The sequence below is a fragment of the Pseudomonas sp. KBS0707 genome (genome assembly GCF_005937945.2).
Taxonomy (GTDB): Bacteria; Pseudomonadota; Gammaproteobacteria; order Pseudomonadales; family Pseudomonadaceae; genus Aquipseudomonas; species Aquipseudomonas amygdali.
On the sequence record NZ_CP041754.1, the window covers coordinates 2,708,011 to 2,721,318 of the forward strand.

At 61.2% G+C, this 13,308-nt stretch carries 12 protein-coding genes; 11 read left to right on the top strand and 1 reads right to left on the bottom strand.

The annotated features are described in order from the left end of the window. Positions 1 to 11 precede the first annotated feature (11 nt). The 8 genes from FFH21_RS12840 to FFH21_RS12875 are packed head-to-tail and all read left to right on the top strand — an operon-like array spanning position 12 to position 10,484. Positions 12 to 1,151: an FAD-binding oxidoreductase gene (locus FFH21_RS12840; protein ID WP_041924799.1), complete on the top strand. Its 1,140-nt coding sequence runs from the start codon at positions 12 to 14 to the stop codon at positions 1,149 to 1,151. Then, positions 1,148 to 2,125: an ABC transporter substrate-binding protein gene (locus FFH21_RS12845; protein WP_011168567.1), complete on the top strand. Its 978-nt coding sequence runs from the start codon at positions 1,148 to 1,150 to the stop codon at positions 2,123 to 2,125. The genes FFH21_RS12840 and FFH21_RS12845 overlap by 4 nt, the downstream gene beginning before the upstream one ends. A 54-nt stretch (positions 2,126 to 2,179) precedes the next feature. Next, complete coding sequence (locus FFH21_RS12850; protein ID WP_011168568.1) at positions 2,180 to 3,499, top strand: lysine N(6)-hydroxylase/L-ornithine N(5)-oxygenase family protein; 1,320 nt, start codon at positions 2,180 to 2,182, stop codon at positions 3,497 to 3,499. Between the two features lie 5 nt (positions 3,500 to 3,504). Then, positions 3,505 to 5,688 (top strand): 2,3-diaminopropionate biosynthesis protein SbnB, encoded by a 2,184-nt coding sequence (gene sbnB, locus FFH21_RS12855; RefSeq protein WP_011168569.1) that lies wholly within the window; start codon positions 3,505 to 3,507, stop codon positions 5,686 to 5,688. After that, positions 5,688 to 7,436 carry an FAD/NAD(P)-binding protein gene (locus FFH21_RS12860; RefSeq protein ID WP_011168570.1) on the top strand — a complete coding sequence of 583 codons (1,749 nt, stop codon included), beginning with the start codon at positions 5,688 to 5,690 and terminating at the stop codon, positions 7,434 to 7,436. The genes sbnB and FFH21_RS12860 overlap by 1 nt, the downstream gene beginning before the upstream one ends. A 27-nt stretch (positions 7,437 to 7,463) precedes the next feature. Next, positions 7,464 to 8,108, top strand: coding sequence for a LysE family transporter (locus FFH21_RS12865; RefSeq protein WP_011168571.1), 645 nt, complete (start codon positions 7,464 to 7,466; stop codon positions 8,106 to 8,108). Positions 8,109 to 8,132: 24 nt separating this feature from the next. Further along, a complete protein-coding gene (locus FFH21_RS12870; RefSeq protein ID WP_002553441.1) occupies positions 8,133 to 9,287 on the top strand; it encodes an iron-containing alcohol dehydrogenase in 1,155 nt (384 codons plus the stop codon). A gap of 3 nt (positions 9,288 to 9,290) precedes the next feature. Continuing rightward, positions 9,291 to 10,484, top strand: a complete 1,194-nt coding sequence (locus FFH21_RS12875) for a serine hydrolase (RefSeq protein WP_011168572.1) — start codon at positions 9,291 to 9,293, stop codon at positions 10,482 to 10,484. Here the strand turns inward: FFH21_RS12875 and ftrA are convergent. Further along, positions 10,444 to 11,397: a transcriptional regulator FtrA gene (gene ftrA, locus FFH21_RS12880; RefSeq protein ID WP_002553443.1), complete on the bottom strand. Its 954-nt coding sequence runs from the start codon at positions 11,395 to 11,397 to the stop codon at positions 10,444 to 10,446. The two genes, FFH21_RS12875 and ftrA, sit on opposite strands and share 41 nt — an antisense overlap. A 142-nt stretch (positions 11,398 to 11,539) precedes the next feature. Here ftrA and FFH21_RS12885 point away from each other — a divergent pair, with 142 nt between their 5' ends. The 3 genes from FFH21_RS12885 to FFH21_RS12895 all read left to right on the top strand — a co-directional run bounded on the left by FFH21_RS12885 (position 11,540) and on the right by FFH21_RS12895 (position 13,240). After that, complete coding sequence (locus FFH21_RS12885) at positions 11,540 to 12,145, top strand: DJ-1/PfpI family protein (protein WP_005734627.1); 606 nt, start codon at positions 11,540 to 11,542, stop codon at positions 12,143 to 12,145. A gap of 229 nt (positions 12,146 to 12,374) precedes the next feature. Next, complete coding sequence (locus FFH21_RS12890) at positions 12,375 to 12,635, top strand: LysR family transcriptional regulator (RefSeq protein WP_041924541.1); 261 nt, start codon at positions 12,375 to 12,377, stop codon at positions 12,633 to 12,635. A gap of 35 nt (positions 12,636 to 12,670) precedes the next feature. Further along, positions 12,671 to 13,240: a LysR substrate-binding domain-containing protein gene (locus tag FFH21_RS12895; RefSeq protein ID WP_230383670.1), complete on the top strand. Its 570-nt coding sequence runs from the start codon at positions 12,671 to 12,673 to the stop codon at positions 13,238 to 13,240. The last annotated feature ends 68 nt before the right edge of the window (positions 13,241 to 13,308 follow it).

Below are 13,308 nucleotides of genomic sequence, written 5' to 3' on the forward strand. Positions count from 1 at the left end.
GGATGCACCACATGTTCATCGATTACGAGATAGCGGTCATCGGCGCCGGGATTACCGGCGCCAGCATCGCGGCGAAGCTGTGCAGCGCAGGTGTGTCGGTCGCTCTGATCGACAAGGGCGCAGCCGGCAGTCTGGGGGCGAGCGGTTATTCCGGCGGACTGGTTCGCCTGTACGACAGCGATCCATTGCTGATGGAGCTTGCGGCGTGGTCCATCAGCCTGATGGACGACGGCATTTTCGCGACCACTTACGCAAGCGCACTGCGACGTACCGGGGTGATCTACCGGACCGCCATGGACCAGCTGGATAATCTGTGCCGGGCTATCGAGCAGCACGGCAGCGAGCGCTACCCGATGCGTCTGCTGGCGGGCCATGAACTCGATGGCGGTCGCTATCCGCACTGCCCGGTAGTTGAGCGGGTCAACCTGTTCGAACCTCGCGCCTGCGTCGGCAATGTACGTCAGGCTGTCGCTGCGCTGTGCCACGTGGTTCGTCAGCAAGGCTTGCTGCTGGAGCATTGCGAGATCAAAGCCATCGACTGTCGTGCTGCGGACCTCGTACATATCGATATGGGGGACGCTACATTGCGTTGTCGGGCCGTAGTGGTGGCTGCGGGTGCCTGGAGTCAGCATCTGGTGCCGCAGGCGGGGCTGGAAGCCCGTTCTATTCCCTTTGCCCGGGTACTGACTGACAGCGATTGGTCAATGCCGGTGATCGATGCGGTTACTCAGAGCTACGCTATACCGCTGACCCGCCATATCGTGCAGACCGGCTGCGGCAGCCGCGATAACAGCCTCTGGCCAGAGCATCTGGCACAGCCTGATGCGCGGCATGCCGAAGACGCTTGCAAGCGCATTGCCCGGCTGTGCGGTTCGGCAACCGACCCACGTGTGCTGGATGTGTTGCCGGGTTTCGACAGTTACAGCGCCGACGGTCGTCCGCTGCTGGGTTTCTGCGCCGAGTACAGCCCGGTTTATCTGGCCGCAGGCATGTCGGGACTGGGGTTCAAGTTTGCTCCTGGTGTTGCCGGTATCGCTTTCGAGCAACTGCGCAGTCATCTGGCAGGAAAGGACCGGCCGAGCCTCGGCTGGTCGGCATTGTCGCCACGTCGACAGATGCCCGCTGCCAGTCTGGCGGGGATACAGCCATGACACCGCTCGCGTCACCCGTGCCGGGTCTGCGGGTCGGGGTCAGCGCACTGTTCGACCCCCACGACACGCCGCACGCGCGGACCTTCATGAGGGCGCTGGCCGTGGCGCGCAATTGCGTACCGGGGTTTGCGCGGGTGCAATGGCACTTTCTCGACGACGGAGCCAACGCCGTTCGCGGGGCCGAAGTGGCGCGGCAAATGATCGACTGGAAAGCCGATCTGGTCATCGGCCATTTCTCTTCGGACGCAGCCGTCAGCGCCGCCGCGCTGTATCGGCAAGCCGGTATCGCGCTGCTGACACCGGCAGCAACGATTGATTGCCTGACGCTTGAGCACCAAAACGCATTCCGTTTCTGCCCCTCGGACCGGCAACTGGCGGGGGATCTGGTGAGCTGGCTGGCGAGCCGTCAATGGCGCCGCGTGCATGTTCAGGCTGATGACAGCGCTCACGGTCAGGCCTTGTGCGTTGCCATCTGCGAAGCACTGGTACGCGCCGGATTGCTGCGCGTCGAAGAGCCTGAACACGCTGATGTCGAGGTATTTGCCGGCCGCCTCAAGCCCAGTCGCGAACATTGGAAGGCGCGACGACAGGCCGGGAGTAACCGCCCGCTGGTGCTGACTGACGACGCTGCCTCGCCGTACCTGGGCTGCGCAGAGGACCAGCGTGGCAAGACGTTCGTCATCGGTTTCGGGACTCCTGACCACCCAGGAAATGGCTGCCATGCCAGCGCGTTGCACCAAACGTTTTTCGCTGCCGAGCCACACACCTACTTTCGCGAAAGCCTGCTGATGCTTTACGTGCTGGCCGAACTTGCCAGCGGCCGTCTTTACGCCGGGCAACTGCTGAACGCGTTGCAGCACACCACCTTCAACACACCGCTGGGCGCAGTTGGCTTTGATCGGGGCGAGCTGCGAGGCGCGATGACCTGCGTCTGGACCCCGGTCCCCACAGGACTGACCCCCGTCACCCGATAGCCGCAAGAAAAACCAAGAACACCGTTTCACGCCAACTCTAAGGACAGGAATTTCATGGGTAACTCGACACCACACACGTTGCACTCGGACGCCGTCTGTATCGGCTTTGGTCCAGCCGGCATCGCGCTGGCCTGTGCTTTTGAAGACGCATGGGAGGCCAATGACCCGCTCGGCTCGCTGTCCATCCGCTATCTGGAAGCTGCGCAAGACAGCCAATGGCACCGCGAACTGTTGCTGGCCGGGACTGACATCAACCATCACGTATTTCGCGACCTGGTGACGCCGCGCAACCCGCGCAGCCGCTTTTCCTTCGCCATGTACCTCAAGGAACAGGGTCGGATGTTCGATTTCGGCCTGCTGGGCCGTCCCGCCAGTCGCCATGAATGGTCGGATTATCTAGCCTGGGTTTCCAGGCAAGTGGATAGCCAGACCTGCTTCAACACGCCGGTCACCGGGATTGACCCTGTGCTGCGCAACGGTCGTTTGCATGAAGTACGGGTCTGCACGCCGCAAACCTGCTTCACGACGCGCAATGTCGTGCTGTCCAGCGGCAGCGCACCGCGCATTCCACACGCGTTCGAGGCGCTGCTTGGCCCGACTCTGTTTCACACTTCGCAGTTTCTGACCCGCCTGCAAGCCTTTGGCGAATACTTGCCCAAGCGCTGGCTGGTGCTGGGCTCGGGGCAGAGCGCCAGTGAGTCGGTGCTGGAACTGGTCAGCCGCGATCATGCTATCGAGGTGCATTCAGTGCATCGCTCTGCCGGTTTCAAGCTCACTCAACTGGGGCAGTTCCCCAACCGGGTGTTTGCCCCGGATCACGTTGATTACTTCCATAGCCTGAGCCCCGCAGCGCGGCAGCGCTTTCTCGACTGGAGCCGTTCGACCAACTACGCCGGGATCGACCCGGATGAAAGTCAGAAGCTGTTTTCGCTGATCTACGAGGACTCCATCGCCGGACGCAAGCGTCTGCAGACCCATGCTTACAGCCTGATCAGTGCCATCGAGCACAGCGCCGAGGGCTACCGGATCGAGTTGACCGACACCTTCAGCCAGCGCACCCAGGTGCTGGAAGTCGATGCCGTTGTGCTCGGCACCGGTTATCAGCAGTACCTGATACCGCCGTTATTGAGTGGTTTGCAGCCATGGCTCAAGGCCGATCTGGATGGCGGCCTGCTGATTGATCGGGATTATCGCGTCGCTATGCAGGGCGAGTGCGACGTGAATATCTGGGTCAACGGTCTTTCCGAACGCAGTCACGGAATCAGCGACAGCCAGTCGTTCTCGCTGATGGCGCTACGCGCCGAGCGTATCGCCAATGCGCTTGAGCAGGCGGTAGCACCGGCAGCCGAACCTTTGCTGGCACAGTGGAAGTGACCCTTATGTACGATTCTCTTTGCGACATCGTTCACGATCAGACCTTTCTCAAGGTGTCTGGCCTGGGCGCAGACTTTTTCCTGAAAATGGAATCACTCAACCCGGCTGGCTCGATCAAGCTCAAAACCGCCGTAGGGCTGATCAATGACCTTCAGACTCGGGGTTTGCTGGGCCCTGACACGATTCTGATCGAGTCTTCGTCGGGCAACCTCGGTGTGGCGCTGGCGATGATCTGCGCTGAACGGGCGATACCCTTTACCTGCGTGGTCGACCCCAACAGCTCCAGCCATAACGTCCGCATGATGCGCAGCTATGGCGCCGAGGTGATTCAGGTTCAGGCCCCGGACGCCAACGGCGGGTTTCTGGGAACACGCATTGCGCTGATCCGGGAAAAGCTCGCCAGCGACCCGCGATACGTCTGGCTCAATCAATACGAGAATGCGGCCAACCCGCGTGCTCACGCCCGGACTACGGCACGCTCGATCAGCCAGCACTTCGGTCATGTCGACTATCTGTTCGTCGGTGCCGGGACCACCGGCACGCTGATGGGCTGCGTCCAGCATTTTCAGCGGCATCACCCGAGCACCAGAATCATTGCTGTTGACAGCGTCGGTTCGGTGACCTTTGGCACTCCGGCCAGCCGTCGCTTCATACCAGGGCTGGGTACCAGCCAGCATCCGCCGATCTACAAGGCTGATGGTATTTACGCGCTGGAGATGGTCCCGGAGTCCCGCACCGTCGCCATGTGTCGCATTCTGGCGCGCAGCAAAGGCTTGCTGGTTGGCGGGTCCACCGCGACGGTGATCGCCGCGGTACATGTCTGGCGCGAGCGCATCGAGCCGGGTTCGGTGGTCGTGGCATTGTCGCCAGACTGGGGCGAGCGCTATCTGGACACCCTCTACGATGACCAGTGGGTCGAGCAGCGTTTTGGCCGTGAAGTGCTGAACATGACCCTGGCGGATCTTTCCTCACCAGAGGCTGCAACATTTCCGGGAAGCGTGAAAACGCCTTCGCGAGCAAGCTCACTCCCACAGGATGTGTGTGAATCTGTTGTATGCACGTGCGCAAGCCCTTGTGGGAGCGAGCTTGCTCGCGAAAGCGGTGAGTCGGCGACAGCGCCTTCGGGTGCAGGTGCGCTTGCGCAGGAGCAGTGTTCAACCTTCTGGCTGGCTGCCGAGCGCCTGAAGCAGGCGGCGTTTCATGTGGTCGATGGCGAAGTGGTCGCGCGCCTGCTGGCGGCTGATCCGCTGGCTTGCATCGAGGATGTGCAGGCAGCTTATCTGGCCCACGAGGCCGGGCGCACGATCAACCCCGACAGTTACTTTCTGCGTTTTCCCGAGGCACCGGCCAATCGGATCATTGCCTTGCCCGCCAGCCTGTCCGGCGAGCAGGCAGTCAGTGGCATCAAATGGATATCCAGTTTTCCGGGCAATATCGAGACGGGCCTGCAACGCGCCTCGGCTGTGCTGATCCTCAATGACCCGCTCACCGGCTATGCGTTTGCCTGTCTGGAAGCCTCACGCATAAGCGCCATGCGCACGGCGGCCTCGGCGGTGCTCGGTGCGCGCTGGATGAACCGCCATCAGCGCCACGTCGGACGAATGGCGTTCATCGGTGCCGGTTTCATCGCCCGAACCATCCTCGACATGTTCGTCAGCGATGGCTGGACGATGGACGCAATAACCGTCTTCGATCAACACGACGACTCGGCATTGGCGTTGGTCCGGCATGCCGCCAGTCGACATCAGTTGAACAGCCAGCCCAGCGACTTGCCGACCGCCTTGCAGGCTGACGTGGTGGTGTTCGCTACCACCGCGCCGCGCCCTTATGTGCTGGAACCACTGCTTCGGCCAGGGCAACTGCTGCTGAACATTTCGTTGCGTGACCTGGGCCCGTACGTCATTGCGCAGGCCAATAACATTCTTGATGACGTTGAGCACTGCCTCAAGGCTCAGACTTCTCCTGATCTCGCCGTGCAGCAGTATCAGGACCGATCGTTCATCACCGGGACGCTGGCGCAACTGATGACCGGGCAGGTGGAACTGAGCCCGGATCGAGCCTCGATCTTCTCGCCATTCGGTCTCGGCGTACTGGACCTTGCCGTAGGCCAGCGCGTGTATCGCCAGGCAGTAGCCGAAGGCAGTGCGTTGCCGGTGCCGACGTTCTTCTTCGAGTCGAAGCGCTGGTGATGGCCATGCAGACACATACCGTCGCGATTATCGGCCTGGGCTCGCGTGGTTTGAGCATTCTGGAGCAGCTGATCGGCCTGAGTCGCCATGCCGGTCGGCCGTCGCTGAATATCGAAGTGTTCGACCCGCAACCACCCGGCAGTGGACTGCACCATGCGCAGCAGCCGGATTACCTGATGCTCAACACCATGGCCGGCCAGTTATCCGCGTTTTCTTCCGCATTCCCGGCGTGTGCGCCGCCGGGTCCGACCTTTCTGCAATGGTGCCTCAGCCAGGATGTGCGCCTTGACGAGCGCGGCCATGTGAGCACGGACGGGCAGGGCAGAGCGGTGGCGTTTGGCGACTTTTTGCCGCGTGCATTGCTCGGGCGCTACTTGCAGGACAGCTATCGCTTGCTCCTGCAGTGCTGCCCGGCGCATGTGCAGGTGCGCTATCACGCCGAGCAGGTCATGACCTGTGGGCCGCTATTGGAAGCCCCCGGCTTCAGGTTGCACACCCGAAGTCAGGAGATGGATGTCGATGCCGTGTTCCTCACCAGCGGGCATGCCTTTGAAACCGGCGCGCAACTGGAGGTCGGCGATAGTGTGGCCATCGAGGGGCTGGGACTGACCGCGATGGACACGCTGGCTCACCTGACTCAAGGGCGCGGCGGGCGCTACGTGCGCGATAGCGGCTTTGCAGGCTGGCGATATCTGCCGTCTGGACGCGAGCCCAAGGTGTTCCTGTACTCGCGCACAGGGCTGCCGTTTCATGCACGGCCGCAATGGCATGCCTACAGCCAGCCCCCCTTGCCGAGGCTGTTCTTCACCGCTGCCGCCATAGCCCGTTTGCGCGAGCAAAAGGAGGGCGGGCAACTCGACTTTCGGGCCGATGTGCTGCCGCTGATCAAGGATGAAATGCGCGCCGTATTTTATCAGGCCAGGGTCCGGCTCGATGCGCCAGCGCAGTTGGCATCGGTGCAGCGTCTGCTGAGCGAGTCAACCGCCAGACCTGCAGCGTTTGAGCGGCTGGCCGAGCTGTGGGGTGAGTTTGACCCTGAGCAATGGCTGTTGACCCAACGCTGGTCGGGTGCGCAAGGCACGTATGGCCAATGGTTCGTCGACTGGATCAAACGGGACCTGGCGCTGAGTCGCCTGGGCACGGCAGGCAGTCCGATCTGCCAGGCACTGGAGGTCTGGCGAGATTACCGCGACCTGCTGCGCCTGATCGCGGATCGCAACGGCCTGACTGAATCGTCGACCCTGGAGTTTTATGGCACATGGGCCGGGTTGAGCAATCGGCTGGTCGGCGGGCCGCAGAAGGAGCGCCATGAAGATCTGCTGGCGCTGATCGAGGCTGGCGTCGTGACGATCCTGCCGCCGATGGACGATGTGCAAAGGGGCGATTTTCGCCCCGACAGCATGATTGGCGCGCGGGTCGCCCACGGCGGTCTGTCGGGCAATGGCCCGGGGCTGATCAGTGATTTGTACGAGCAAGGGCTGATTCGCGCTGCGCACGCCTGGCCTGCCGACGGTATTGAAACCGATGAGTCTGCTCGTGCCATTGGCCGCGATGGTTCTGTGCAGCAGCGGCTCTGGGTTCTGGGGCCGGCCGTAGAAGGCTGCACCTTTTACAACCACTACGTGCCCACGCCTGACCCGACCTGCCATGCACTGATCGAAGCGCGCAGGGCGGTCGAGTCATGCCTGGAGACGCTGGGAAAGCACACTTCAAGTAGCATCACATTCAAGTTTAATAAAGCTGTTTAACTTATTAATTAAAAAGGAATTAATGATATGTATGAAGTCACTTTACTGACCGCGCTGGCGGGGGCGTTCATCGTGCTGATCATCAGTCCCGGCCCGAACTTCCTGGTAATCACCCAGCTCTCGTTCAGCCAGTCACGGCAGCAGGGCATCTGTGCCGGGCTGGGGGTCGCCTCGGGCAGCATTCTCTGGGCCTTGCTGGCAGCCACCGGGTTAGGGCTTGTGTTTCAGCAGTTGCCGTGGCTGCAGCCGGCGTTGCAATTGCTGGGCGGCGCTTACCTGACATGGCTCGGCGCCAAGAGCCTGCGCAGTGCTGGCAGCCAGCCCAAACCGAGGGACATCGGTGCGCTGGGCATCGGTAGCCTGAGCCGCGCCTATCGGTTTGGCCTGCTGACTAACCTGACCAATCCCAAGGCGTTGGCGTTCTACACCAGCGTGTTCACCACCGTGACCACGCCGGGCATGCCGATGTGGGTGCGCACTGCGGGTGTATCGATCATCGCGGTGCTGGCAATTTCCTGGTTCGTGCTGCTGGCCACGTTGTTTTCGATCCCTGCCGTGCAGGTGCGCTATCAACGGATGAAAAAGACCATTGATATCGTCACCGGTCTTTTCATGATCGCTTTCGGTCTGCGCCTGCTGATCGGTTTGCTGCCCGCCAACTTCTTTTACTGAAATAACCTGCAAGGGACTACGTACATGCACAGCAACGACTGGCACTACCCGACTTCAATCCGTGCAGGCGCTGGACGCGTCAATGAACTGGTCGACGCCTGCCGGAAGACCGGCATAAAACGGCCGTTACTGATTACCGACAGCTTTCTCGGCAGCACCGATATGATCGCCAGCGCCGTGGAGGATTGCCGCAGCCAATTAGGCCATTGCGGCCTGTTTGACCGAGTCAAGGGTAACCCGACCGGCACCAACGTCGCCGAGGGCCTGCACGCCTACAGAACCGGTGGCTACGACGGCGTCATCGCGTTTGGCGGCGGCTCGGCGCTGGACGCTGCCAAAGCGGTGGCGCTGATGTCAGGCCAGACCCGCCCGTTGTGGGATTTCGAAGACATCGGCCAGAACCACCTGCGCGCCGATCCAGACGGTATTGCGCCAGTAGTTGCGCTGCCGACGACGGCTGGCACCGGCTCTGAAGTGGGGCGTGCGTCGGTGATTACCGATGAACAGGCACAGGTCAAGCGCACCATCCTGCACATTCGCATGATGCCGCGCATTGCGATTCTGGATGCCACGCTGACCCTGAACCTGCCAACGCACCTGACTGCCGCGACGGGTGCGGACGCCTTGACTCACTGCATGGAATCCTGGTGTTCACCGGCCTGGCACCCGATGGCCGAAGCGGTGTCGGTCAAGGGCATGCAGATGATCAAGGAATATTTGCCTCGGGTTGTTGCTGACGGCCAGGACCTGGAGGCGCGGCAGCAGATGCTGGTGGCCTCCAGCCTGGGTGCCGCCGCGTTTCAGCGCGGTCTGGGTGGCGTACACGCGATTGCTCAGAGCCTGGGGGCGCTCTACGACCAGCATCATGGTTTACTGAATGCGATTCTGCTGCCCTACGTGCTGGAGGCCAATCGCTCGGTGCTGCTGAAGCAAATGGATGATCTGGCGGTTTACCTGCGGTTGCCCACGCCCGGTTTTACCGGGGTAATGGACTGGTTACTGGCGCTACGCGAGCAGATCGGCATTGCGCATACGCTGGGCGAAATAGGTATCGACGATCGCGACGCCGAGCGGGTCGGACGCATGGCATTTGCCGACGGCTGCTCGCACACCAATCCGATTCGTCATTCGGCCGAGGCGTATGCGCAGATCTTCAGCCGTGCAGTGAAGGGCCTGTGAGCGATGATTGCCTTGAATGAGCCCGCCGTGCAGCGTGTCGATAAGGTCTGGCAACGCTTCATCGACCAGCGTCGGATCGTTGGCGGGGTGCTGTTGCTGGCCCGGCAGGGACGCCTGGTTTACGCCAGCGCACTCGGCTGGGCAGATCGCGAGCAGCAGATTCCGGTCACTCGCAGCACGCGCTTTCGTCTGGCATCACTGACCAAATTGTTGACCTCGGTGGTGGTGTTGCGGCTCTGCGAACAGGGCATTCTGGACCTGAAAACCTCGGTAACGGACTGGCTGCCAGCCTTTCGCCCACGTCTGGTCAGCGGCCGTGAGCCTGTCATCACACTGCAGCATTTGCTGTCGCACACTTGCGGCTTGAGCTACGGCTTCGAACAAACGCCCGGTAATGCCTATGAGCGGGCAGGGGTGTCGGACGGGCTGGATTGGGTGCCGTTCGATCTACCGGAAAACCTGACCCGGTTGGCGCGCCTGCCGCTGTTGTTTGAGCCGGGTAGCGCCTGGGGTTACTCGTTGGGCACTGATGTGCTGGGCGCAGTGATTGAACAGGCCACCGGCATGCCGTTGTCAGAGGCTGTTGCCAAGTGGGTCACCCTGCCTTTACGCATGGATGCGACTTCCTTCAGGCACGACCAGCAACTAACGCTGGCCAGCGCCTACAAGGACAGTGTCAACGGCCCGCAGCGTATCGGTGACAATGATGTGTTGTTGCTCGACAGCGGACAGGCGCGGTTGTCGTCGGCTCGGGCTCGCGACGCAGGCGCATATGAATCTGGCGGGGCAGGCATGCTGGGCACGGCTGATGACTATCTTCGGCTGCTCGAATGCCTGCGTCTGGGGGGCGCGCCGTTATTGAGCGCCGTCAGTACCGAGCGCTTGCTGAATAATGCGATTGGAAGCATAACCATTGCCAGTCGGGGGCCTGGCTGGAAGTTCGGCCTGGGGCCGATGATCCTTGCCGATCCCGCTGCGGTGCGGGGGCAGCAACAGGGTGTCGGGACCTGGTCGTGGTGCGGCTTGTATGGCAGTCATTACTGGGTTGATCCGGTTTCTGCGCTCAGCATGGTCGTCTTGACCAACACGGCTGTTGCGGGCGCGTGGGGTGAGTTTGCCGATACGCTTGTCGATGCGCTCTGCGCGAGGCCCGAGGTCACGCCCGGGCAAACTGCTTGCGATAGCTGCTCGGGCTGATGCCCACCAGATTGCGGAAGTGTCGGCGAAAAGACTCTTCGGAGCCGAAACCGGCGCGGTCCACTACTTCGTTGAGACGCAGCTTCGAGGACTCCAGCAATTCCTTGGCGTAGGCAATGCGCTCGCCGAGCAGCCAGTCGTAAGGCGTAAGGCCGGTACTTTCCATAAAGCTGCGGTGCAAAGTGCGGGTACTGAGCGCCGCCCTTGAGGCCATTTCCTTGATGGTGTGAGGGCGCTGCAGATCGCTGCGGATCCAGTCCATCAGGTTGGAAATCGGCCCGTCGCTGGCCGACACCAGTTGCCGGGACGCATATTGCGATTGCCCGCCTTCGCGATGAGGCGGGATGACCATGCGCTGCGCCACCATGTTGGCAACGCGCGAGCCGTGATCGTTGCGCACCAGGTGCAGCATCATGTCCAGCCCTGCGGCCGAGCCCGCAGCTGTCACGATAGTGCCTTGGTCCACATACAGTTCGTTGGGTTGAATGGTCAGGCCCGGATACATGGTTGCCAGCAGGTCGGTGTAGCGCCAGTGGGTGGTGACCTTGTGCCCGTCGAGCAAACCGGCCGCGGCCAGAACGAAAGCGCCTGTACAGATCGAGCAGATCCGCGCGCCGCGTGCATGAGCAGCCTGGAGCTGTTCGATGAGCCGCTGCGGAACTGCGGACTCCACTCCGCGCCAGCCTGGCACGATGATTGTATCGGCATTCTCCAGCAGCACTTCGCCAGGCGTTGGCACGATGGTAATGCCCCCGGCGGCGGTGATCGGCCCATCGTCGACCGGGAAGGTCGCGAATTCGTACCAGTTGACCCCCAGTTCAGGTCTTTTCAGCGCAAATACTTCGACCGTGCAGCCAAATTCGAAGGTGCACAACTGGTTGTAGATGAGTGCGACAACGAGATGATTTTTCATGGCGCGATGTTACCGGATATTGGCATTTCAGCCAGTAGTTTGGCGTGATGCTACTGGGTAATCTGCACCCTGTCACCGCTTGAAACTGCTTAAACCTTAATATGATGCAAGTGGTCTGCCATGCAGGCCCTGGAGCCAACTCGTGCCACTCAATATCGGTATCTACGTTTATGACGACGTCGAGGTTCTCGACTTCGCTGGCCCCTACGAAGTGTTCACCACCGCAACACGCATGCATGCTCGCAACAGCCGCGATGACCGGCAGTTGTTCAATGTGTTCACCATCGGGCGCAGCACCGCACCAGTGCGTGCCCGCGCCGGGCTCAAGGTCGATCCGGACTTTTCGATCAACGACCATCCGGCCATCGACTGCCTGATCGTCCCGGGCGGGGTCGTGACCGCCGAACTGGAAAAACCCGACGTGATCCACTGGATCAGCGATCAGTCGGAACCCGGTCGCGTAGTGGCTGCCGTGTGCACCGGTGCCTTTCTGCTGGCCAGGACCGGCAAGCTGGCAGGCAAGCAAGTAACCACGCACTGGGAAGACATTGACGACCTCAAGGAAATGTTCCCTTCGGTAGACGTGCTCAGCACCCTGCGCTGGGTCGACGAGGGCTCATTTGTGACATCGGCAGGTATCTCCGCCGGTATCGACATGAGCCTTCACCTGGTAGAGCGCCTGCACAGTCGTGAATTGGCCGAACGCACGGCGCTGCAAATGGATTTCGACTGGACCGAGAACGACTGAGCCACTCAGTCCCGCTGCGGATACCCCCGAAGACGCCGTGCACCCGAAATGTGCATAGCCACGCCTTCAACCTGATAGCCAGCGTTCGCTTTACCCCCGCTCGAGACATTTATTCGAACGGCCGATAACCCGGCCAGTTCGGTGTTTCAGCGGGGGTTTCCTGTATTCCCGAGCCTTCGGCTTAGCGGCAGGGCCGCATCCACCTTTGCAAAACCAGAGTGCAGGACACATGAAAACCCATTTCTTCAAAGTCGTTCAAACCGTTGCCCAGCACGGTTCGTTCTCGGAGGCCGCAGCCATTCTGGGCTGCAGCCAGTCGAACATCAGCTATGCCATCAAGGAAGTCGAAGACTTCTTTGAAAAACGCCTGTTCATTCGCAGCCGTACGGGCTGCACCCTCACCCCTGAAGGCAAGGTCATCAACCAGACCCTCGGAAACATCATGGCCAAACTCGAACAACTAAAAAAAATGGGGTCAGCGGCAGCGTAACCATTCATTACCACTCGCATATCCTTGAGACCAGCCTGAGCGCCTCGCTGGACTTTCTCGCCCATCACTACCCTGATATTCACTTGAACGTGCTGCACCGCTCCGAACAACACCCCTCGCTGGACGCGTTGATAAAGGAAGTAGCCGACATCCTCATCCTGCCCGGTACTGTCCTGAATGAGCATTATCTCGAGCATCATTGCTGGTCGGACCATTACGTGCTGGTGGCGGCGCGCAGCAAACAGGCAACGCCGCAAAGCTTCGCCGAGCTTTCGCAGGCGTCACGTTACGTGGCCTGGCGGCATCCTGGGGTCGAGCGTTTGCACCAGCAACTGGCATCGGCGCAGGTGCGGCTCAGTCAACGCGGCGAACTGACCTGTCTGGACACGCTTCTGGATCTGGTCGCCAAGCGCCATTGCATTTCGATTCTGCCCAGGGCGTTGCTGAACGGGCGCTTCCGTGAGCTGGAGTCGATCCCGCTGCCGCTGACCGTGATGCGGCACATCAGTGTGGTGGCGCGGCCGGCCTCGCTGCTTTCCAATGCCGCCAATGCGGTGATTCAGGCACTGAAAAAGCCTCCTGTTGCCATCCCTCAACCTTATTGATGCCGCAAAACTTCGTCATAGCACGGTCGGCGAGCGTCAGACCGCGACATGAATGCAACGAATCGGGC

What these genes read in the sequence shown, in the direction of transcription:
- FFH21_RS12840 (WP_041924799.1), top strand. Translation starts at nt 12, where the DNA reads ATGTTCATCGATTACGAGATAGCGGTCATCGGCGCCGGGATTACCGGC.
- FFH21_RS12845 (WP_011168567.1), top strand. Translation starts at nt 1,148, where the DNA reads ATGACACCGCTCGCGTCACCCGTGCCGGGTCTGCGGGTCGGGGTCAGC.
- FFH21_RS12850 (WP_011168568.1), top strand. Translation starts at nt 2,180, where the DNA reads ATGGGTAACTCGACACCACACACGTTGCACTCGGACGCCGTCTGTATC.
- sbnB (WP_011168569.1), top strand. Translation starts at nt 3,505, where the DNA reads ATGTACGATTCTCTTTGCGACATCGTTCACGATCAGACCTTTCTCAAG.
- FFH21_RS12860 (WP_011168570.1), top strand. Translation starts at nt 5,688, where the DNA reads ATGGCCATGCAGACACATACCGTCGCGATTATCGGCCTGGGCTCGCGT.
- FFH21_RS12865 (WP_011168571.1), top strand. Translation starts at nt 7,464, where the DNA reads ATGTATGAAGTCACTTTACTGACCGCGCTGGCGGGGGCGTTCATCGTG.
- FFH21_RS12870 (WP_002553441.1), top strand. Translation starts at nt 8,133, where the DNA reads ATGCACAGCAACGACTGGCACTACCCGACTTCAATCCGTGCAGGCGCT.
- FFH21_RS12875 (WP_011168572.1), top strand. Translation starts at nt 9,291, where the DNA reads ATGATTGCCTTGAATGAGCCCGCCGTGCAGCGTGTCGATAAGGTCTGG.
- ftrA (WP_002553443.1), bottom strand. Translation starts at nt 11,397, where the DNA reads ATGAAAAATCATCTCGTTGTCGCACTCATCTACAACCAGTTGTGCACC.
- FFH21_RS12890 (WP_041924541.1), top strand. Translation starts at nt 12,375, where the DNA reads ATGAAAACCCATTTCTTCAAAGTCGTTCAAACCGTTGCCCAGCACGGT.